This is a genomic window from Ancylobacter sp. WKF20, assembly GCF_029760895.1.
Lineage (GTDB): Bacteria > Pseudomonadota > Alphaproteobacteria > Rhizobiales > Xanthobacteraceae > Ancylobacter.
Genome location: NZ_CP121679.1, coordinates 4244036 through 4263295, shown reverse-complemented (window position 1 = coordinate 4263295; position 19260 = coordinate 4244036). Strand labels below are relative to the sequence as shown.

Sequence of the window (19260 nt, the reverse complement as noted above, 5' to 3'; positions counted from 1 at the left end):
CTGCGGCGCAGGCTAAGCCCACAACAAAATCTGTCCGAAGACAGATATCGGCAAAGACAGCGCAAGCAGAGTAGGCCCATGAGAGAGCTGGTTGACAGGGAGCTGATCGGTCGCGACATGCGGCGGCGCGCTGCGGTTGCCCGCCGCGGGCACAGCACCGGCCTGGAATACGGGCTGATCGCCGCCGCACTCGCCATCGCCATCGTCACGGTGGTGGCCGGGCTCAGCGCCCGCTATGGCGGGGAGGCGAATGCCGCCGCCACGATAACCATCGACCGGGCGGCGCGCTGAGGCGTCAGCCCATCACCGGCGCCCGCCGGCGCGGCACCACGGCACGGCCGACAAGGATCTTGTCCACCCGCCGCCCGTCCATATCCACCACCTCGAAGCGCCAGCCCAGCGTCTCGAACACGGCGCCTTCCTGCGGCAGCCTCTTGAGCTCGTGCAGCACGAAGCCCGCCGCCGTATGAAAGCCGGCCTCCTGCGGCAGCCGGATGCCCAGCACCTCCGCCAGCTCGTCCACCGGCGTCGATCCCGCCACCAGATAGCTGCCATCGGCGCGCTCGACCACGTCGGGCTTCACCTGCCCGCCCTCATCGAACACAACCGAGCCGGCGATGGTGTCGAGCAGGTCCGCCGGGGTCAGCACGCCGACCATCGAACCATATTCGTCGACTACCAGCGCCAGCGGGGATTCCGCGTGGCGCAGCAACTTCATCGCGTCGAGCGCGCCGGCGGTCTCCACCAGCACCGCCCCCGGCTTCACATAATGGCGCGGGTCCGGGGTTTCGCCGTTCAGATAGGCTTCCAGCAGGTCGCGAATGTCGATGACGCCGGTGGGCTCTTCCGGCGTGCCCTCGCAGGCGGGCATGCGGGTGTGGCGGGTCTCGCGAATGGTCTGGCGCACCGCCTCCGGGTCGTCCGTCAGGTCGATCCAGTCGACCTCGGTGCGAGGCGTCATCACCGCGCGGACCGGGCGATCGGCGAGGCGCATGACGCCCGCGATCATCCGGCGCTCATCCGGGTCGATCACGCCGGCGCTCTCCGCCTCGGCGACGATGGCGCGGATTTCCTCGTCGGTGACGTTACCGTCCTCGCCCTTGCTCTGTTCGCCCAACAGCCGCAACACGGCGCGTGAGGAGATATCGAGCAGCCACACCGCCGGCGCGGCGACGCGCGACAGTAACATCATACCGGGGGCGACGAGGGTCGCCAGCTTCTCCGGGCTCTGCAAGGCGAGGCGCTTGGGGATCAGCTCGCCGAGGATCAGCGAGATATAGGTGATGGCGGCCACCACCAGCGAATAGCCGAGGCCATCGGCGAGACCGGGCGACAGGCCGAGCTCGCGCAGCCATTCGCCGAGCCGGCCGCCCAGCGTGGCGCCGGAGAAGGCGCCGGCGAGGATGCCGATCAGCGTGATGCCGATCTGGACGGTGGAGAGGAAGCGGCCGGGATCGGCGGCGAGGGACAGCGCGATGCGGGCACCGCGCGAGCCTTTATCCGCCATGGCCCGCAAACGGGCGGGACGGGCCGAGACCACTGAGAGCTCGGCCATGGCGAGGACGCCGTTGATCAGCACAAGCAGGACAACGACGGCGATTTCAAAGAGAGGCATTGGGTCCGTGAGGGTGAACTGTGCGCCTATTATGGGGCAGCGCCGCCGCCTTGACCATGGCGCCGCCCGAATTTCCCGTGCCCGGCCGTGCGGATGACGCGGTTTGACGCCCGCGCGCGCTGGGCCTAGAAGCCCTCACCCCCTCCCAGTCCGGGCCCCGTCCATGTCGTTCAACACCTTCGGCCAGCTGTTTCGTGTCACCACCTTCGGCGAAAGCCACGGGCCGGCGATCGGCGGGGTGGTGGATGGCTGCCCGCCCGGCATCCGCTTCCGGCTGGAGGAAATCCAGGAAGCGCTGGACAAGCGCCGTCCCGGCCAGTCGCGCTTCACCACCCAGCGCCGCGAGCCGGACGAGGTGAAGGTGCTCTCCGGCACGCTGCCGCAGGAAGACGGGTCTCATATTACCACCGGCACGCCCATCGCCCTGCTGATCGAGAATGTCGACCAGCGCTCCAAGGACTATGCGCAGATCGCCGAGAGCTACCGGCCCGGCCATGCCGACTATGCCTATGACGTGAAATACGGTCTGCGCGACCATCGCGGCGGCGGGCGCTCCTCCGCCCGCGAGACCGCCGTGCGCGTCGCCGCCGGCGCGCTGGCCGCCAAGGTGCTGGAGGGCGTCACCGTCACTGGCGCGCTGGTGCAGATGGGCGAGATCACCATCGACCGCGCCAATTGGGACAGCGCCGAGATCGGCCGCAACCCGTTCTTCTGCCCGGATGCGCAGGCTGCCGCGCGGATGGAGACCTATCTCGACGGCATCCGCAAAAGCGGCTCCTCGGTCGGCGCCGTCATCGAGGTGATCGCCGAAGGCGTGCCGCCCGGCCTCGGCGCGCCGCTCTATGGCAAGCTGGACGCGGATCTGGCGGGGGCGCTGATGAGCATCAACGCGGTGAAGGGCGTCGAGATCGGCGAGGGCTTCGCGAGCGCCACCCTCACCGGCGAGGACAATGCCGACGAGATGCGCATGGGCAATGACGGCAGGCCGGTCTTCCTCGCCAACCATGCCGGCGGCATTCTCGGCGGCATCTCGACCGGCCAGCCGGTGGTGGTGCGCTTCGCGGTGAAGCCGACCTCGTCCATCCTCACGCCGCGCAAGACGGTAACACGATACGGCGACGACGCCGATATCGTGACCAAGGGCCGGCACGACCCCTGCGTCGGCATTCGCGCCGTGCCGGTGGGCGAGGCGATGGTCGCCTGCGTGCTGGCCGACCACCTGTTGCGCGCCCGCGCCCAGGTCGGCACGCCGCCTGTATGGCCCTTTCCGCGCTGAGGCGACGGCAACCCTTCAGTATGACTGAAAGGGGCTCGCTTTTTCATTGCCAGTGAATTTCGCCGCGCCTATGCTTGCTGCATGAAGCTTGCGGATTGGCTCGCCATGACAGGAACGACGCGTAGCGCCTTCGCGCGCAGCGTCGGCCTGTCGCCGGCCAGCATCACCGCCCTGTGCAACGACCAGCAAGCCTGGGTCTCCCGTGACGTGGGAAGCCGGATCGCCGCCATCACCGGCGGCGCGGTCACCCCCAACGACTTTCTCGGGATCGATAGCGTCGAGATGGCAATGATGAGCGACAATCTGCAGGCCCGCGTTCAGGCGGCAATCGAGGCGTTCGCGCGCGGCGAGATGCTGGTGGTGACGGATGATGACGACCGCGAGAATGAGGGCGACCTCATCGTCGCGGCGGTTCACGCCACCCCGGAAAAGCTCGCCTTCATCGTGCGCCACACCTCCGGCATCGTCTGCACCCCGCTGCCGGCCGAGCACGCCAAGCGGCTGCGGCTGAACCCGATGGTGACGGACAATGACGCGCCGCACGCCACCGCCTTCACCATTTCCGTCGATTACAAGCACGGCACCACCACCGGCATCTCCGCCGAGGACCGCACCGCCACGGTGCGCGGCCTCGCCAACCCCAATGCCGGCGCGGCGGATTTCGTGCGGCCGGGCCACATCTTCCCGCTGATCGCCAAGGAAGGCGGGGTGCTGATGCGCTCGGGCCATACCGAGGCGGCGGTCGATCTGTGCCGACTCGCCGATCTCGAACCGGTCGGCGTCATCTGCGAGCTGGTGAATGACGATGGTACGGTGATGCGGGGGCCAAAGGTCACCGACTTCGCCGCCCAGCACAACCTCACCCGCATTTCGGTGGCCGATCTCATTGCCTACCGCCAGATGCGCGAGAAGCTGGTGAGCCGGGCGGCGGAATTCAGCGCGCCGACCGTGGTCGGCGACATGCACGCCATCTCCTATGTCACGCCCTTCGAGCCGGTGAACCATATCGCCCTCGTCCACGGCAAGATCGGCGACGGGCGCGACGTGCTGGTACGATTGCACCGCGCGGACCCGATTGGCGACGTGTTCACCGGCGGCAAGGCGATCCGCGCCTCGCTGGAGCGCATCAAGGCCGAGGGACGCGGCGTGCTGGTCTATCTGCGCGACGGCACCACGGGCGTTCCGGTGAACTCGGTGGGGCCGGATGGCAACGCCGCCGACAGCGCGCGGCTGCGCGACGAGAGCTGGCGCGAGGTCGGGCTCGGGGCGCAGATCCTGCGCGATCTCGGCATTTCCTCGATACGGTTGCTGGCGTCCCGCGCGCGCACCTATGTCGGCGTCGCCGGCTTCGGCATCGAGATCACCGGCACCGAGGTACTGGACGCCTGAGCCCGCTCACGCGAATGGCATCGCTTGGGGCGGTAAGGGCCTGAAATTTCAGCTTTGGGCCGCCCCCGACCCGTGTCACCCTTTCGCTGACGCGTCTCTGACACGTCGTGTTCCCGTCATGGACGGAGGTCGCGATGTCGTGCGTGAGGTTGTGGACGGCGACGGTTGGGCTGGCCTGCGCGCTCGCCTTGAGTGTGTGCGTCGGCGCTCCGGCGCGGGCGCAGGGTTCCGCCGTGGAGCCGGTGGATGTCGAGCTGGTACTCGCCGTCGACATCTCCTACTCGATGGACCTCGACGAGCTCGCGCTCCAGCGCGACGGCTACAGCCGCGCGGTCACCTCGCCGGAATTCCTCAACGCGCTCAAGCTCGGCCCGCATGGCCGCGTGGCCCTGGCCTATGTCGAATGGGCGGGGGCGGAGGAGCAGAAGCTGGTGGTCGACTGGATGGTGGTCGGCGGTGCCGCGGATGCCGCGCGCTTTGCCGAGGCGATCCGCGCGGCGCCGTTGCGACGGGTCTACCGCACCTCGATTTCCGGCGCCATGGAGTTCAGCGCCGACCTGCTGGACCGCAACAGATTCAAGGGTTTGCGCCGGGTCATCGACATTTCCGGCGACGGCACCAACAATCAGGGACCAATGGTCGAGCCGACGCGCGACGCGGTGGTGAAGCGCGGCATCACCATTAACGGGTTACCGCTGATGCTGAAGGAGCCGGCCGGCTCCATGCTCGATATCGGCCAGCTCGATATCTATTACGAGGACTGCGTGATCGGCGGGCCCGGCGCCTTCGTCATTCCGGTGCGCGGCACGCATGAATTCGCCGACGCGATCAAGACCAAGCTGGTGCTGGAAGTCGCCGGCGTGGTGCCGCCGAAACCGCAGATGATCCACCGCGCGGCGGACCAGAAGCGGGTGTCCTGCACCATTGGCGAGCGCATGTGGATGGAGCGCTGGGGCAATTAAGGTATTAAAACACCGTCAGCGCCGAAACACCCCGACCAGCTCCACATGAGTGGAATAGAGGAACTGGTCGACCGGGGTGACGCTTTCCAGCCGAAACCCCTTGTCGGTCAAGATCTTGGCATCGCGGGCGAAGCTCACGGGATCGCAGGACACGCCCACCACCAGCGGCACCTTGCTCTGGGCGAGCTGCTGGGCCTGCGCCTCCGCGCCCTGGCGCGGCGGGTCGAACACCACGGCGTCGAAGTTCTTGAGTTCCAACGGATAAAGCGGGCGGCGGAACAGGTCGCGCACCTCGCCGGTCACCGGCTTCAGGCCGGAGACGCCGCGCGTGGCGCGATTAAGGGCATCAATGGCAGGCTCGGAATATTCATAGGCGCTCACCCGTGCCTTGCGGGCGAGCCGCAACGCGAAGGTGCCGACGCCGCTGAACAGGTCCGCCACCCGAGCCGCGCCCTTGGTGGCCTCCAGAACCAGCCCCGCCAGCGTCTCCTCGCCGGCGGCGGTGGCCTGCAGGAAAGAGCCGGGCGGCAGCGTCACGCGGGCCGAACCCATTGAAATCATGGGAGGTTCCCGCTGGAGCACGAGTTCGCCATGGCGGGTGAGACGGGCGAGGCGGTGCTGGCCGGCGATATCGGCGAGGCGCGCGACCAGCGCCGTCTTCAAGGGGCCGCTGCCGCGCACATCCATGTCGAGGCCGGTTTCCGTCGCCGTCACCTGAATGTCGAGCGGCTTGGCGAGCGGGGCCAGAAGTTGCGCCACCGCCCAGGCCGCCGGCAGCGCGCCGTCGAGGCCGGGGGCGAGGATCGGGCAGGCATCGATGGCGACGATGGCGTGGCTGCGCCGCCCGGCAAAGCCCACCGCCAGTATATCGTTACCGCGCGCCGCGCTGCCGCCAGTGGAGCGGGCATGGAACACGGCGCGGCGCCGGCCCTCGCCATGGGCGGGGATTAATTCCTTGATATCCGTGGACAATCCGGCGCGGATGAGCGCCTCTTCCACCAGCCCGCGCTTCCATGCGTGGTATTTTGACACCTCCCAGTGCTGGAGCGCGCAGCCGCCGCACTGGCCGACATGGCGGCACACCGGCGCGACCCGCTCCGGGCTCGGCTGGAGGATGGAAAGGAGCTTGCCGCGATCCCCGCTCACCTCCGCCTCCACCACCTCGCCGGGCAGCGCCAGCGGCACATAGACCGGGCCATTTTCGGTCTGCGCGACACCGTCGCCGCGCTGACCGAGATGGTGGATGGTCAGTGCAGTGAGGTGAACAGTCGGTGCAGTGTGTGCGGGTTCGGTGGCCGGTGAGGCCAGTGTGTGTCGCGTGCCGCGCGCCATGGCTCAGCTCTCCCCCTGCCGGGCCACGAGATGACTGGCCACGAGGAGGAATTCCTCATTGCCGTCGCCGCCGAGAATCGGCGAGGCGAGCTTGTGACTCACCCGCCAGCCGAGCCCGGTCAGCCGCGCCTCGATCCGCTCGACTGCCGCCTGCCGGGCCTGCGCATCCTTCACGATGCCGCCCTTGGAGAGCTTGTCGCGGCCGACCTCGAATTGCGGCTTCACCAGCGCGACGAGATCGGCGCCGGGCTGGGCATGGGCGAGCGCGGCCGGCAGCACGGCCTCGAGCGAGATGAAGCTGACGTCGATGGTGATGATGCCCGCCGCCGGCAGATCGCCGGGGGCGAGGTCGCGAATATCCGTCGCCTCGCGCGAGACGACGCGGGGATCATCGCGTAGCCGGCTATGAATCTGGTCGCGCCCGACATCCACGGCGTGCACGCGGGCGGCGCCGCGCGCCAGCAGCACCTGCGTGAAGCCGCCGGTCGAGGCGCCGACATCCAGCGCCTCCCGCCCGGTCACGTCGAGCCCGGCGGCATCGAGCGCGGCGACGAGCTTGAGGCCGGCGCGGGAGACCCATTCATAGGCTTCCTGCGCCTCGATCACCGCGTCGCTGGCAATGGTCTCGGAGGGCTTGGCGAGGACGCGGCCGGCGACCCGCACGAGCCCGGCGGCGATGGCGGCCTGGGCGCGGGCGCGGCTGTCGAACAGGCCGCGCGCCACCAGCACCCGGTCGGCCCGGTCGCGGGTGGGCGCGGCGGGCGGCTCCTGCGCGGACATTGGCGCTCAGCCGCGCAGCAGAGTGAGGCGGGCTTCCTCATCGGCCCCGAGCGCCGCGAAGACGCCGCGAATGATGCCGTCCGCGTCGAGCCCGGCCTGCTTCATCTGAACGGCCGGCGAATCATGGTCGATGAACAGGTCCGGCAGAGCGAGGGTGCGCACCTTCAGCCCCCGGTCGAGCGCGCCGGCTTCCGCCAGCAGGGTCAGCACATGGCTGCCGAAGCCGCCAATGGCGCCCTCTTCCACCACCATCAGCACCTCATGCTCCCGCGCGAGGCGCAGCACGAGGTCGCGGTCGATCGGCTTGGCGAAGCGGGCATCCGCGACGGTGGCGGACAGGCCGAAGCCGGCAAGCTGCTCGGCGGCGTTGAGGCAGGCGGCAAGCCGGGTGCCGAGCGAGAGCAGCGCGATCTTGGAGCCCTCGCGCAGCACGCGGCCCCGGCCGATCTCCAGCGGAATGCCGCGCTCGGGCCGCTCGACGCCAACGCCCTCACCGCGCGGGTAGCGGAAGGCGATGGGGCCCTCATCATAGGCGGCGGCGGTGGCGACCATATGCACCAGTTCCGCCTCGTCGGCGGCGGCCATCACCACCATGCCCGGCAGGCAGGCGAGCATCGGCACGTCGAAGGCGCCGACATGGGTCGCGCCATCCGCGCCAACCAGCCCGGCGCGGTCGATGGCGAAGCGCACCGGCAGGCGCTGGATCGCCACGTCATGCACGATCTGGTCATAGGCGCGCTGCAGGAAGGTGGAGTAGATCGCGCAGAATGGCTTGTAGCCTTCCGTCGCCAGACCGGCGGCGAAGGTGACGGCATGCTGCTCGGCGATGCCGACATCGAAGCTGCGCTCGGGGAAGGCCTGACCGAACAGATCGAGCCCGGTGCCGGCCGGCATGGCGGCGTTGATGGCGACGATCTTGTCGTCGCGCCTGGCCTCGCTGATCAGGCTCTCGGCGAAGACGCTGGTATAGGTCGGGGCGTTGGAGACCGCCTTGCGCTGCGTGCCGGTGGCGACATCGAAGCGCTGCACGCCGTGATATTTGTCGGCCGAGGCTTCGGCGGGGGCGTAGCCCTTGCCCTTCTGGGTGACGACATGGACCAGGATCGGCCCAGTCTCGCTGTCGCGCGCATTGCGCAGCACGGGGAGGAGATGGTCGAGATTGTGCCCGTCAATCGGCCCGACATAGTAGAAGCCGAGTTCCTCGAACAGCGTGCCGCCGGTCCAGAAGCCGCGCGCGAACTCCTCCGCCCGCGCCGCCTGCCGGCCGAAGAATTTCGGCAGGTTGCTGGCGAGCTGCTTGGCGGTCTCGCGCAGCGAGCGGTAGGTGCGCCCGGAAATCAGCCGGGCGAGATAGGCCGACATGGCGCCGACCGGGGGCGCGATCGACATGTCATTGTCGTTGAGGATGACGATGAGGCGGGAATCCATGGCGCCGGCATTGTTCATCGCCTCATAGGCCATGCCCGCCGACATGGCGCCGTCGCCGATGACGGCGACCACATTGCGCGGGGCGGCGCCCAAAGCCTTCGCCGCCTCGAGATCGCGCGCCACGGCCATGCCGAGGCCGGCGGAGATCGAGGTGGAGGAATGGCCCGCGCCGAAGGGGTCGTACTCGCTCTCGCTGCGGTTGGTGAAGCCGGAGAGCCCGCCGCCCTGCCGCAGCGTGCGGATGCGCTCGCGCCGGCCGGTGAGAATCTTGTGCGGGTAGCACTGGTGGCCGACATCCCAGATCAGCCGGTCATTGGGCGTATCGAAGACGTGATGCAGCGCCACGGTGAGCTCGACCACGCCAAGGCCGGCGCCCAGATGACCGCCGGTGACCGAGACCGCGTCGATCATCTCCGCCCTCAGCTCGGCCGCAAGCTGCGGCAGCTTGTCGTCCGGCAGACGGCGCAGATCGGCCGGCAGGCGGACGGTGTCGAGAAGCGGCGTGGAAGGACGGGTCAAGGACGTCTCCGGTAACGGCTCATCCAAGGCAGATGCGATGCCATGGACGAAGTTCAAGGGCATACACAAAGCCCCCAGCAGGCGCAACGCGCGGCGCCCGGAAGCTATGCCGGCGCTCATCGGCATTATACGGGAATGGGCGGGCTCTGGCCCGCGGCGCCGTGCGATCGTTACACGGCAAAGCCGAGCAAGAGTGTGGAGACGAAACGGCGTCCCGTCACAAATGTTGGATCGGACCGAACGGTTCGGCTAGAACCGGGACGCATGAACGACGTGGTTAACGAAGCGGCAGACGGAGCGGCGGACCGGGCGGCATCCGGGGCGAGGGCCGCAGGCGGCCCGGCGCCGCGCGTCGGCACGCGCCGCCTCGTGCTGTTCCTGCCCGGCCATGACCCGACGCCGATGGATTATCACCATGGACGTTTCGCCAACCAGGCGGGGCGCTTCGCCAAGCTGTGGTCGTTCAAGGTGGAGGTCGCCCCGCGCGGCGATGACGGCACCCGCCCCTTCGCCCGCTGGGACGTGACGACCGAAGGGCCGAACTGGCGCAGCCAGACCGATTACCGCATCCTGTGCTGGGACGACATCGTGCGCGCGCTCGACGACCGGCCGGACCCGGTGCGGCTGTGGCGCGGGCTTGGCGGGCTGACCGATTTTCTGTTCGGGGGCGCCGCGCGCGGCTATTTCCGCGCCAGCCCGCGCTACGGCTTCTTCTTCTTCTTTCCCTATGTGATGGTCTGGCTGTTCGCGCTGGGCGGGCTGGTCGCCGGGGGTCTTGCCTATTGGCTGCTGGCCGGCACACTCGGCGCGGTGCTGGCCGCACTGGCCGGCGTGGGAGCGGGGGTGGCGACGTTTTTCGGCCTGTTCCGCTGGCCGGGCCGCTACTGGCGGCTGCATCAGGCGCTCGACGACTGGGATCTCGCCCGCAACTACCTGCATGACGCGACGCCGAGCGTCGATGCCCGGCTCGACGACTTCGCCGGCGTGCTGGTGACGGCGGCGCAGACCGGCGCCTATGACGAGATCGTGCTCGTCGGCCACAGCCTCGGGGCGACCTTGATGCTCGGCGTGCTCGACCGGGCGCTCGACCGCGACCCGCATCTGGCCGACGGGCCGGCGCGGCTGTGCCTGATGACCTGTGGCGCCACCATTCCCAAGCTTGCTCTGCACGCGCGCGGCGAAAAAGTGCGCCGGCAGGCGGCTCGCGTAGCCAACACGCACGGCCTCATTTGGGTCGAGTATCAGGGCCGGCACGACGCGATCAATTTCTACAAATTCCACCCGGTGACGCTGCGCACCGCCGGCTTCGAGCGGATCGAGGGCAGCCAGCCCTTGCTGCGCAACGCCAACATCAAGCACATGCTCTCGCCGGAAAAGCTGAAGCGCGTGCGCAAGCGGCCGATGCGGGTGCACTACCAGTTCCTGCTGGCCAATGAGCGGCAGGCCTCCTACGACTATTTCATGGTCGCGCTCGGCCCGCTGGCCTTTGCCGACCTCACCGCGCGCGCCGAAGGACCGCTGGGCCGCTTCGCCCAAGACGGTAGCCTGATCGATGGCGCGCTGATCGCCTGAATGACGGGAACTCCATGAACCTCATCCTCGCCGCCAAGATCGTCTGGGCCATCGGTGTGATCGGCTGGTACGTCATCCGCCTTCCTTTCGAGCGCAAGGTGAAGCGCGAGCGCGTGGTCGATGCGCGCGACCGGCTGCGCGAGCTGATCCTGCTCTCCTGCTCGACGCTGGGGCTCGGCATCGTCCCGCTGTTCTGGGCGACCTCGCATGTGTTCGATGGCGCCAACTACCCTTATTCGCCGGTGCAGTTCGCGCTCGGCACGCTCGCCTTCATCGCCGCGCTCTGGCTGTTCCGCCGCACCCACAAGGATCTCGGCAAGAACTGGTCGGTGACGCTGGAGATCAAGGACAGCCACAAGCTGATCACCGGCGGCGTCTACCGCTATGTGCGCCACCCGATGTATTCCGCCTTCTTCCTGTGGGCGATCGCCCAGCTCATCCTGATCCCGAATGTCATCGCCGGCCCGGCCGGGGTGATCGGTTTCGGCATCCTCTACCTCTTCCGCGTCGGGCGCGAAGAGCAGATGATGCTGGACACCTTCGGCGAGGAATACCGCGCCTATAGCGCGCGGACCGCCCGCCTGCTGCCGGGTGTCTACTGATCGGGAGAGCGCCGTGCTGGAACTGCGTCCGAACTGCGAGTGCTGCGACCGCGACCTGCCGGCGGATACGCGGGAGGCGATGATCTGCACCTTCGAGTGCACCTTCTGCGTGGACTGCGCGGGCGATGTGCTCGGCGGCGTCTGCCCCAATTGCGGCGGCGAGCTGGTGCGCCGCCCGGTGCGCCCGCCGGGCCCGCTAGCGCGCAACCCGGCCTCCACCGTGCGGGTGTTCAACCCGGACTGCCGGGCGCGCGCCGCAAGCTAGGCGGGCGCACCCGTCAGCCGCGTGCGGGAAAAACCGCCCGCGGCGATGTTTGAGCACAGCCCGTCCCATTGGCAGGCGGCGCAGGCCGCGCGTATCGTCCCGGCGGCGAAGTTTTCGCGCAGGCGAGCGACGGTTGCGGCATCGAGCGGGATCGTGTCGCCCGGCGCGACGGCCTGCCCGAGCGCGGCGGCGACCGCCTCGCGGGCCAGCGCATCGCGCGTGGTGATGCGCGGTTCACGGCAATGATGGCCGCTGTCGAGCATGGGCGCGCAGATGTCGTCCGGCCCCTCGACCAGCACCGCGCCCTCCCCCGCATTCAGCCGAGCGACGATGGCGCTGTACTGGGCGACGAAAGCGGGGGTGTAGCCCCGCCCGACATAGGTGAGCAGGCACAGCAGATGATGGGCGCGGAGCCGGATCATGCGCCGCTCAGCGGGCCGCCTGGGCTCACTCGCCGTCGAGCGGCACGGTGCCGGTGGCGCGGCCGTCGGAGCCCTGCGTGATCTTCTCGACCCGCGCCTCGGCGTCCTTCAGGAGCGCGTCGCAACGGGCCTTCAGCGCCTCGCCGCGCGCATAGAGGGCGATGGATTCCTCAAGCGGAACGTCGCCCTTCTCCAGCTTGCCGACGATGGATTCGAGCTCGGCCAGCGCCCGCTCGAAGCTCAGCCCGCTGACATCGGCGAGGTCCGGGGTGGTCGCTGCGCTCATCCGAGCCTCCTGTGATCCGTGAGTCGGCCACTTATACAGGCTCGCGCCCGCCAACTCACCCCCGGCGGGCGCCGCCGGGAGGGGCGTTAGCCCCGCATGAGCGCCATAACGTGCGCCGAGGCCGAGCGGGCGAGGCCTTCGAGGTCGTAGCCGCCCTCCAGCACCGAGACCAGCTTGCCGCCGCACTGCTTGTCGGCCACGTCCATCAGCTTCTTGGTGACCCAGCTGAAATCGTCTTCCAGCAGGTTGATGTTGGCCAGCGGGTCGCGCGTATGGGCGTCGAAGCCGGCGGAGAGGATGATGAGTTCCGGCCCGAACGCCGTGAGGCGCGGCAAGATGCGGCTCTCGAACGCCTCGCGGAACGCCTCGCCGCCATCGCCCGAGCGCAGCGGCGCGTTGACGATGTTGTCCGTGGTGCCGCGCTCGCCGACCGAGCCGGTGCCGGGAAACAGCGGCATCTGGTGGGTCGAGGCGTACATCACGCTCGGATCGGAGAAGAAGATCTCCTGCGTGCCATTGCCGTGATGCACGTCGAAATCGACGATGGCGACGCGCCCGAGGCCGTGCACCTTCTGCGCGTGGCGGGCGGCGATGGCGACATTGTTGAACAGGCAGAAGCCCATGGGCGTGCGCGTCTCGGCATGGTGGCCGGGCGGGCGCATGGAGACGAAGGCGTTCGACACCTTGCCCGACAGCACCTCATCGACCGCCAGCACCGCGCCGCCGACGCCGCGCGAGATCGCCTCGAAGGTGCCGGGCGACATCACCGTGTCGCCGTCGATGCGCACCAGCCCCTCGGTCGGCACGGCGGCTTCCAGCGCCTCGACGAAATCCTCCGGGTGGACGCGGATGATGTCCTCGCGCGCGCCGAGCGGCGCCTGCTCGCGGGCAAGCGTGGCGAAGGCCTCGGCCTCGAAGACGCGGTTCAGCACCCGCACGCGGTCCGGCCGCTCGGGATGGCCGGCGGGGGTGAGATGGTCGAGGCAGGCATCATGCGCGATCAGCAGCGTGGTCATGGCATTCCTTGGGTCGCGTTGCCGTTTGGCGTCGGCTTCTTGTCGGTGACGGTCCGGCCGGGAATGAGCTCATTCCAGTTCCAATGATGGTGGACGATATGCCACGTCGGCAGCCGCGACCAGCGGGGCAAGGGGCCGCCCGCCGATTTTTCCCGCCCGCGCCTCGCCTCTCCGCGCCGCCCTCCCCGTTCAGCGCGCCGTTGACCGCGACCCGGCGCGGGCCTATCGAGCCCGCCAGACCGGAGAGATTATGACCACGCCCCCGCGCCCGACCCGCCATTTGCCCGCCGATGCCGCCGGCATCGCCGAGGCCGCGCGCGTGCTGCGCGACGGCGGGCTGGTCGCGCTGCCGACGGAGACGGTCTATGGCCTCGCCTGCGACGCCACCGACCCGCGCGCCGTCGCCAGCCTCTACGCCGCCAAGGGCCGGCCCTCCTTCAACCCGCTCATCGCCCATGTGCCGGATGTCGCGGCCGCCCGCCGCGTCGGCCATCTCACGCCCGCCGCCGAGGCGCTCGCCGCCCGCTTCTGGCCGGGGCCGCTGACGCTGGTGGTGCCGGCCATCCCCGAGGCGACGAGCGAACTGGCGCGCGCCGGCCTCACCAGCGTCGCCATCCGCGTGCCGGCCCACCCCGTCGCGCAGGCGGTGCTGCGGGCGGCCGGGCGTCCCATCGCCGCGCCGAGCGCCAACCGCTCCGGCCATGTTTCGCCGACCTCGGCCGACCATGTGATGGCCGATCTCGACGGGCGGATCGATCTCGTGCTCGATGCCGGAGCGAGCCGGGTCGGCGTCGAATCGACCATTCTCGACTGCACCGGCGACGTGCCGGTGATGCTGCGACCGGGCGGGCTCGCGCGCGAGGCCATCGAGGAAGCGCTCGGTGCCCCGCTCGCCGCCCGCGCGCCAGTGGCGGAGGACGAGGACGCCCCGCTGGCGCCGGGGATGCTCGCCTCGCATTACGCGCCGAATGCTCGCGTGCGGCTCGACGCTGGTGATGTGCGCCCCGGCGAGGCGCTGCTCACCTTCGCCGGCGCCCGGCCTCCGGGGAGCGAGGGGGCGGTCGCCGTGGCCGATCTCAGCCCCTCCGGCGATCTCACCGAGGCCGCCGCCTCGCTCTTCGCTTTGCTGCGCGTGCTGGATGCCAGCGGCGCGGCGGGCATCGCGGTTGTCACCCTGCCCGGCCATGGGCTGGGCGAGGCCATCGCCGACCGGCTGCGCCGCGCCGCCGCCCCGCGCTGAGGCCGGCGTCGAGCCCAACGCAGAGCGGCTGACTCTCCGGAATTAACCGTCGAGCAAGGTTAATACGCGACAACCATAAGCATGCGGCCGCGCCGGCTTGCCTGTGGCAGGGCGGTCACGCGTCCGAGGTTTGCGTAGGCGTTGCTCATGTCGGGTTCCATCGGTCGTCGCCGGTCTCTCCACGGTCCTCTCCGGTCCGGGCTGCGCTGCGCCCTGCTGGCGGGGCTGATGGTGGCGGGCGGCAGCAGTGCCATCGGGCTGCAGGACATTGCCGGCCGCCTCGCCCACCAGCCCGGCGTTGCCGAGCGCGCGCGCCTCTCCATTCTCGCTGGGCCGGTGCACACGCTGAAGGCCGCCGCCTTCGCCTGGCCCGCCCGCTCCTCGCTCCTCACCGGTTCGGCCATCGCCGAGCCGCCGCCCGAGGCGCCGCTGGCGCTGGTGGTGGAGCGCGGCCACAAGGGCGACCGCCTGCCGGTCGAGATCACCGACCCGGCCGACCCCTTCGCCAGCGCTGGCCAGTCCACCGGGCCGGGCCTTGTCGGCAGCGGCACGGGCACCGGGACCGGCACCGAGTTGCTGGCGACCACCGGCAGCGGCGTCGGCACGGGCACCGGCCTTCCCATCACCACCCTTGCCGGGCTCGGCACCGACCCGGCCGAGACGGAAGAGGCGAGCACCCCGCGCGATCTCGCCGCGCTCGACCATGCCGGCGTCGATTCGCTCTCCGCCGGCGATCCGACCGGCGACCCGAGCCAGTTGGAGCGCGCGCTCGCCGCCGACGCGCCAGCCACCCGCACCGGCCTGGATGAGGGGATGGGCGGCAGCCTCGGCGACCTCGCCGCTGGCGAACTCGGGCGCGACCTGTCCGGTGGCCTCGACATCGACGAGGCGGTCGCCGCCGACGCCGCCCTGCCGCTCTACCGGCAGGCCTCCTATGTGTTCGGCTACGACACCGCCGCGCTACCGCCGCAGCCCTTCCTGCATCAGGACGGCCTCGCCTTGCCGCTCAGCCCGCCGGCCCCGCCCGCCCCACCCGGCGGCACCACCACGGCGGCCAAGAGCGAGGGCGCGGACGGCTCACGCCTCGCCAGTGGCCCGAGCCCGGCCGAACGGCTCGGCCTCACCGGCAAGCGCCGCGAGCGTTCGGAGAAGTGCCTGGCGGAAGCGGTCTATTTCGAGAGCCGGGGCGAGCCGCGCCGGGGCCAGGTGGCGGTGGCGCAGGTGGTGATCAACCGGGTGTTCTCCGGGTATTACCCCGCCGACATCTGCCGCGCGGTCTACCAGAACGCCAACCGCAAGTTGGCCTGCCAATTCACCTTCGCCTGCGACAACATCAAGGACGTGGTGACCGAGCCGCGCCTATGGAAGCAGGCGCAGGAAATCGCCGCCGAGATGCTGGATGGGCTGGTCTGGGACGACAAGGTCGGCCGCGCCACGCATTACCACGCCCAGTCGGTGCGCCCGAACTGGCTGAGCGAGATGCGCAAGCTCGACCGCATCGGCGAGCACACCTTCTACCGCCCCCGCCGCTGGACGAGCTGAGCGGGCGCGAGGGGTGGTGGGTGCGGGGGTGTGAACCCAACCGCCGCGCCCTGCCCTCATCGTCATCCCGGCCGGAACACAGCGCGCGGCGGGCCCGGCACCTTTCCGCCGTCGTCATCCCGGCCGGAGCGCAGCGCAGAGCCGGGATCGGTTGCGCACTTCAACGGCCACGCGCGGCGTCAACGGCCGTGCGACGTGCCGGCACGCGATCCCGGATCGGCCTTTGGCCGTCCGGGATGGCGGCGCAGGGATACGGCGCCGGCACGGCGCGGGCGGTGGGAAAGCGGCGCGGCGGGGCCAGTGGCCGGCGGAACCGAAGTCGTGGATGGCCGGGTCAAGCCCGGCCATGACGGTGTTCCAGACGGGACGATGCTCCAGATGGCGCGGGAGCCGGGCGACACGTCGTTGAGGCCATCCACTTCGGATGCCCCGACCCCCCAGAGGCAGGAACCCGCCACAGACCGCGAACCGCCAGAGACAACGTCATCCCTGGGCTTGGCCCAGGGATCCACGACTTCCCGACGGCCAGCGTGACGCGGCAAGATGGGAAGGGTCGACGCGCGTGAACGGTGGCTCGCGGTAGCGGCACGCGATCCCGGATCGGCCTTTGGCCGTCCGGGATGACGGGGAAACCACGGTGGCCGTGGAGACCGGGCTCAGCCCCAAACGAAAATGCCCGGCGCGAGGCCGGGCATTGATCGTGTCGTGGTGAGGAAGCGGAGCCCGGCTCAGTTGAGCTTGGACTTGACCTCGCCCAGCGCCTCGGCGGTCACGCGCTCGGCGGCGTCGCCGACGAGCTGGGCGGTGAGCAGCGTTTCCGCCGCCTTCACCGCCGCCTCGGCGGCCGCGGCCTTCACATCGGCCAGCGCCTGCGCCTCGGCCTGGGCGATCTTCTGCTCGGCCATCTTGGTGCGGCGGGTGATGAGGTCGTCGAGCTTCTGCTTCGCCTCGGTGGCGAGACGCTCGGCCTCGGCGCGCGCCGTGGTGACGATGGCTTCCGCCTCCGCCTCGGCCTCGCGCTGGCGGCGCTTATACTCGGCGACGAGCTTCTGCGCCTCTTCCTTCAGCCGGCGGGCTTCCTCGAGCTCCTGGCGGATGCGTTCGCCACGGGCGTCAAGCTTCGCGGCCATGCCGGAGAAGGCGCCGGCGCGGATCACGAGCCCCATGAAGATCACGAAGGCGACGGCGACCCAGAGTTCCGCTGTACCCATTTCCGCGACCTCAGCTCTTGGTGGCCTGATCGACCGCCGCCTCAACCGCCTGCGGGGCGGGGACGGTGCCGATCAGCTGGTGGACGATGGCGCCGGCCGCGTCGACGGCGATGCCGCGGACATTGGCCATGGCCGACGTCTTGGTGGCCGCGATCTGCGCCTCGGCCGCCGCCAGCTTGGCGGCGAGCTCGGCCTCGAGCGCCTTGCGGCGCGTCTCGGCCTCCGCCGCGAGCGAATCGCGGGTTTCGGTGGCGATGCCGTGGGCCTTGTTGCGGGCGCTGGCGAGCGCCTGCTCATAGGCCGTGGCCGCCGCCTCGCTCTCGCCCTTCAGCTTGCCGGCCTCCTCGAGGTCGTCAGCGATGCGATCGTGACGCTCTTCCAGGATGGTGGCGATGCGCGGCAGGGCGATGCGGCTCATCAGCAGGTAGAGCGCGCCGAAGGCGATCGCCAGCCAGATGATCTGCGAGGGGAAGGTATGGGCGTCGAAGGGCGGGAAGCCCCCACCGTGCGCCTCGCCCGGCGGAACCTGGATTTCGACGCCGTGACCGGACGCCGCGCCATGCGCCGCCGGCGTTTCCGCCTGGGCGATGACGAAGGTGCCGGCCGGACCCTGGGTCTCGGACATGGTTCAGGCTTCCTCGATCAAAACGGACGGGGCGCGCCGGGTGGGCGCGCCCGCAACCAACCGCAGGATGCGTCAGACCACGAAGAGCAGGACGAGGGCGACGACGAGCGCGAAGATGCCGAGACCTTCCGCGAGCGCCGCGCCGATGAAGGCGCGGGCGAACTGGCCATCGGCCGCCGACGGGTTGCGCAGGGCGCCCGACAGGAAGTTGCCGAAGATGTTACCGACGCCGATGGCGGCGAGGCCCATGCCGAGACAGGCGAGACCGGCACCGAGGAACTTGGCGGCGATCGGATCCATGGTCTTCTCCTATTGAATTCGCAAGATTGAGTTGAAGGCTGGATGAGTGTCCCGCGACGCGCCGGTCAGTGACCGGGATGGAGCGCGTCGTTGAGATAGATGCAGGTCAGCACCGCGAAGACGTAGGCCTGCAGGAAAGCGACGAGGAATTCGAGCGCGGTCAGCGCCACCACCATGGCGAGCGGCAGGGTCGCGCCGAGGATGCCGGCGACGCCCGTGGCGCTCATCATCACGATGAAGCCGGCGAACACCTTCATGGCGATGTGGCCCGCCAGCATGTTGGCGAACAGACGCAGCGACAGGCTGATCGGGCGCGAGAGGAAGGAGATGACCTCGATCACGACCATGAAGGGCAGCAGGAAGGCCGGAACGCCCGACGGCACGAAGAGGTGGAGGAAGTGGGTGCCGTGCCGCACGAAGCCGTAGATGATGACCGTCAGGATGACGATCAGCGCCAGCATGGCGGTGACGACGAGATGGCTGGTGACCGTGAAGGTGTACGGGATCATGCCAACGAAGTTGGCGACCAGCACGAACATGAAGAGCGAGAAGACCAGCGGGAAGAACTTCATGCCCTCATTGCCGGCCGTGGACCGGACCATCGAGGCCACGAATTCGTAGGAGACTTCCGCCAGAGACTGCAGCCGGCTCGGCACCAGAGTGCGCCCGCGCGTCGCGAAGGTGAGGAAGAAGAACACCAGCGCCACGATGCCGAACATGAAGGCCGCGGAGTTGGTGAAGGCGAGCTGCACGCCGCCCGGCGCCCCCAGATCCACGATCTTGATGATCTGGAACTGATGGATCGGATCAATCACGCTGCCACTGGCCATGCCGGTCGCTGCCCTCAACACGGCGCCTCAGAAGCGCCCGTCCCCGCC

The 19260-nt window shown here is 69.7% G+C and carries 20 protein-coding genes; 9 read left to right on the top strand and 11 right to left on the bottom strand.

The window, feature by feature from the left end:
* Positions 1-78: 78 nt before the first annotated feature.
* On the top strand, positions 79-291 hold the full coding sequence (locus AncyloWKF20_RS19710) for a hypothetical protein (RefSeq protein ID WP_279315641.1): 213 nt from the start codon (positions 79-81) through the stop codon (positions 289-291).
* Positions 292-295: 4 nt separating this feature from the next.
* Here the strand turns inward: AncyloWKF20_RS19710 and AncyloWKF20_RS19705 are convergent, their stop codons facing one another.
* On the bottom strand, positions 296-1615 hold the full coding sequence (locus tag AncyloWKF20_RS19705; RefSeq protein ID WP_279315640.1) for a hemolysin family protein: 1320 nt from the start codon (positions 1613-1615) through the stop codon (positions 296-298).
* 163 nt (positions 1616-1778) lie between these two features.
* On the opposite strand from AncyloWKF20_RS19705, the gene aroC reads away from it, so the two are divergent.
* From aroC to AncyloWKF20_RS19690, 3 genes are all read left to right on the top strand, one after another.
* On the top strand, positions 1779-2891 hold the full coding sequence (gene aroC / locus AncyloWKF20_RS19700) for a chorismate synthase (RefSeq protein ID WP_279315639.1): 1113 nt from the start codon (positions 1779-1781) through the stop codon (positions 2889-2891).
* 81 nt (positions 2892-2972) lie between these two features.
* Positions 2973-4280: a 3,4-dihydroxy-2-butanone-4-phosphate synthase gene (gene ribB, locus AncyloWKF20_RS19695; RefSeq protein ID WP_279315638.1), complete on the top strand. Its 1308-nt coding sequence runs from the start codon at positions 2973-2975 to the stop codon at positions 4278-4280.
* Positions 4281-4414: 134 nt separating this feature from the next.
* Positions 4415-5242 carry a DUF1194 domain-containing protein gene (locus tag AncyloWKF20_RS19690; RefSeq protein ID WP_279315637.1) on the top strand — a complete coding sequence of 276 codons (828 nt, stop codon included), beginning with the start codon at positions 4415-4417 and terminating at the stop codon, positions 5240-5242.
* 15 nt (positions 5243-5257) lie between these two features.
* Here AncyloWKF20_RS19690 and AncyloWKF20_RS19685 read toward each other — a convergent pair whose 3' ends face one another.
* Genes AncyloWKF20_RS19685 through dxs form a run of 3 tightly spaced genes read right to left on the bottom strand, consistent with a single transcriptional unit; the run spans position 5258 to position 9301 of the window.
* Positions 5258-6574 carry an RNA methyltransferase gene (locus AncyloWKF20_RS19685; protein ID WP_279315636.1) on the bottom strand — a complete coding sequence of 439 codons (1317 nt, stop codon included), beginning with the start codon at positions 6572-6574 and terminating at the stop codon, positions 5258-5260.
* A gap of 3 nt (positions 6575-6577) precedes the next feature.
* The gene (locus tag AncyloWKF20_RS19680) at positions 6578-7354 is read right to left on the bottom strand and encodes a TlyA family RNA methyltransferase (RefSeq protein ID WP_279315635.1); all 777 of its coding nucleotides are present in this window, start codon (positions 7352-7354) and stop codon (positions 6578-6580) included.
* A gap of 6 nt (positions 7355-7360) precedes the next feature.
* A complete protein-coding gene (gene dxs / locus AncyloWKF20_RS19675) occupies positions 7361-9301 on the bottom strand; it encodes a 1-deoxy-D-xylulose-5-phosphate synthase (protein WP_279315634.1) in 1941 nt (646 codons plus the stop codon).
* A 264-nt stretch (positions 9302-9565) separates the two neighbouring features.
* Between dxs and AncyloWKF20_RS19670 the strand changes: the two genes are divergently transcribed.
* The 3 genes from AncyloWKF20_RS19670 to AncyloWKF20_RS19660 are packed head-to-tail and all read left to right on the top strand — an operon-like array spanning position 9566 to position 11740.
* Positions 9566-10873, top strand: a complete 1308-nt coding sequence (locus tag AncyloWKF20_RS19670) for a hypothetical protein (RefSeq protein WP_279315632.1) — start codon at positions 9566-9568, stop codon at positions 10871-10873.
* Positions 10874-10887: 14 nt separating this feature from the next.
* Positions 10888-11475: a protein-S-isoprenylcysteine O-methyltransferase gene (locus tag AncyloWKF20_RS19665; protein ID WP_279315631.1), complete on the top strand. Its 588-nt coding sequence runs from the start codon at positions 10888-10890 to the stop codon at positions 11473-11475.
* Positions 11476-11488: 13 nt separating this feature from the next.
* Positions 11489-11740 (top strand): DUF1272 domain-containing protein, encoded by a 252-nt coding sequence (locus tag AncyloWKF20_RS19660; protein WP_279315630.1) that lies wholly within the window; start codon positions 11489-11491, stop codon positions 11738-11740.
* Here AncyloWKF20_RS19660 and AncyloWKF20_RS19655 read toward each other — a convergent pair.
* The 3 genes from AncyloWKF20_RS19655 to AncyloWKF20_RS19645 all read right to left on the bottom strand — a co-directional run bounded on the left by AncyloWKF20_RS19655 (position 11737) and on the right by AncyloWKF20_RS19645 (position 13464).
* The gene (locus AncyloWKF20_RS19655; RefSeq protein WP_279315629.1) at positions 11737-12162 is read right to left on the bottom strand and encodes a DUF1284 domain-containing protein; all 426 of its coding nucleotides are present in this window, start codon (positions 12160-12162) and stop codon (positions 11737-11739) included. The genes AncyloWKF20_RS19660 and AncyloWKF20_RS19655 overlap by 4 nt on opposite strands.
* A gap of 25 nt (positions 12163-12187) precedes the next feature.
* Positions 12188-12448, bottom strand: coding sequence for an exodeoxyribonuclease VII small subunit (locus AncyloWKF20_RS19650; RefSeq protein WP_267583922.1), 261 nt, complete (start codon positions 12446-12448; stop codon positions 12188-12190).
* 86 nt (positions 12449-12534) lie between these two features.
* A complete protein-coding gene (locus AncyloWKF20_RS19645; RefSeq protein ID WP_279315628.1) occupies positions 12535-13464 on the bottom strand; it encodes a histone deacetylase family protein in 930 nt (309 codons plus the stop codon).
* Positions 13465-13714: 250 nt separating this feature from the next.
* Between AncyloWKF20_RS19645 and AncyloWKF20_RS19640 the strand changes: the two genes are divergently transcribed.
* Together AncyloWKF20_RS19640 and AncyloWKF20_RS19635 are read left to right on the top strand one after the other, a co-directional pair.
* Positions 13715-14704 (top strand): L-threonylcarbamoyladenylate synthase, encoded by a 990-nt coding sequence (locus AncyloWKF20_RS19640; RefSeq protein ID WP_279315627.1) that lies wholly within the window; start codon positions 13715-13717, stop codon positions 14702-14704.
* Positions 14705-14851: 147 nt separating this feature from the next.
* The gene (locus AncyloWKF20_RS19635) at positions 14852-16246 is read left to right on the top strand and encodes a cell wall hydrolase (RefSeq protein ID WP_279315626.1); all 1395 of its coding nucleotides are present in this window, start codon (positions 14852-14854) and stop codon (positions 16244-16246) included.
* 728 nt (positions 16247-16974) lie between these two features.
* Here the strand turns inward: AncyloWKF20_RS19635 and AncyloWKF20_RS19630 are convergent.
* The 4 genes from AncyloWKF20_RS19630 to AncyloWKF20_RS19615 all read right to left on the bottom strand — a co-directional run bounded on the left by AncyloWKF20_RS19630 (position 16975) and on the right by AncyloWKF20_RS19615 (position 19197).
* A complete protein-coding gene (locus AncyloWKF20_RS19630; protein ID WP_279315625.1) occupies positions 16975-17457 on the bottom strand; it encodes an ATP F0F1 synthase subunit B in 483 nt (160 codons plus the stop codon).
* A 10-nt stretch (positions 17458-17467) separates the two neighbouring features.
* Entirely contained in the window at positions 17468-18082 is a 615-nt protein-coding gene (locus AncyloWKF20_RS19625; RefSeq protein ID WP_279315624.1) for a F0F1 ATP synthase subunit B, read from the bottom strand.
* A 72-nt stretch (positions 18083-18154) separates the two neighbouring features.
* Positions 18155-18382, bottom strand: a complete 228-nt coding sequence (locus tag AncyloWKF20_RS19620; RefSeq protein ID WP_013169186.1) for a F0F1 ATP synthase subunit C — start codon at positions 18380-18382, stop codon at positions 18155-18157.
* Between the two features lie 65 nt (positions 18383-18447).
* Positions 18448-19197 (bottom strand): F0F1 ATP synthase subunit A, encoded by a 750-nt coding sequence (locus AncyloWKF20_RS19615; protein WP_279318038.1) that lies wholly within the window; start codon positions 19195-19197, stop codon positions 18448-18450.
* Positions 19198-19260 lie beyond the last annotated feature (63 nt).

Excerpts from the sequence above, each read along its gene's own strand:
- AncyloWKF20_RS19710 (WP_279315641.1), top strand. The coding sequence starts at position 79 with ATGAGAGAGCTGGTTGACAGGGAGCTGATCGGTCGCGACATGCGGCGG.
- AncyloWKF20_RS19705 (WP_279315640.1), bottom strand. The coding sequence starts at position 1,615 with ATGCCTCTCTTTGAAATCGCCGTCGTTGTCCTGCTTGTGCTGATCAAC.
- aroC (WP_279315639.1), top strand. The coding sequence starts at position 1,779 with ATGTCGTTCAACACCTTCGGCCAGCTGTTTCGTGTCACCACCTTCGGC.
- ribB (WP_279315638.1), top strand. The coding sequence starts at position 2,973 with ATGAAGCTTGCGGATTGGCTCGCCATGACAGGAACGACGCGTAGCGCC.
- AncyloWKF20_RS19690 (WP_279315637.1), top strand. The coding sequence starts at position 4,415 with ATGTCGTGCGTGAGGTTGTGGACGGCGACGGTTGGGCTGGCCTGCGCG.
- AncyloWKF20_RS19685 (WP_279315636.1), bottom strand. The coding sequence starts at position 6,574 with ATGGCGCGCGGCACGCGACACACACTGGCCTCACCGGCCACCGAACCC.
- AncyloWKF20_RS19680 (WP_279315635.1), bottom strand. The coding sequence starts at position 7,354 with ATGTCCGCGCAGGAGCCGCCCGCCGCGCCCACCCGCGACCGGGCCGAC.
- AncyloWKF20_RS19670 (WP_279315632.1), top strand. The coding sequence starts at position 9,566 with ATGAACGACGTGGTTAACGAAGCGGCAGACGGAGCGGCGGACCGGGCG.
- AncyloWKF20_RS19665 (WP_279315631.1), top strand. The coding sequence starts at position 10,888 with ATGAACCTCATCCTCGCCGCCAAGATCGTCTGGGCCATCGGTGTGATC.
- AncyloWKF20_RS19655 (WP_279315629.1), bottom strand. The coding sequence starts at position 12,162 with ATGATCCGGCTCCGCGCCCATCATCTGCTGTGCCTGCTCACCTATGTC.
- AncyloWKF20_RS19650 (WP_267583922.1), bottom strand. The coding sequence starts at position 12,448 with ATGAGCGCAGCGACCACCCCGGACCTCGCCGATGTCAGCGGGCTGAGC.
- AncyloWKF20_RS19645 (WP_279315628.1), bottom strand. The coding sequence starts at position 13,464 with ATGACCACGCTGCTGATCGCGCATGATGCCTGCCTCGACCATCTCACC.
- AncyloWKF20_RS19640 (WP_279315627.1), top strand. The coding sequence starts at position 13,715 with ATGACCACGCCCCCGCGCCCGACCCGCCATTTGCCCGCCGATGCCGCC.
- AncyloWKF20_RS19635 (WP_279315626.1), top strand. The coding sequence starts at position 14,852 with ATGTCGGGTTCCATCGGTCGTCGCCGGTCTCTCCACGGTCCTCTCCGG.
- AncyloWKF20_RS19630 (WP_279315625.1), bottom strand. The coding sequence starts at position 17,457 with ATGGGTACAGCGGAACTCTGGGTCGCCGTCGCCTTCGTGATCTTCATG.
- AncyloWKF20_RS19625 (WP_279315624.1), bottom strand. The coding sequence starts at position 18,082 with ATGTCCGAGACCCAGGGTCCGGCCGGCACCTTCGTCATCGCCCAGGCG.
- AncyloWKF20_RS19620 (WP_013169186.1), bottom strand. The coding sequence starts at position 18,382 with ATGGATCCGATCGCCGCCAAGTTCCTCGGTGCCGGTCTCGCCTGTCTC.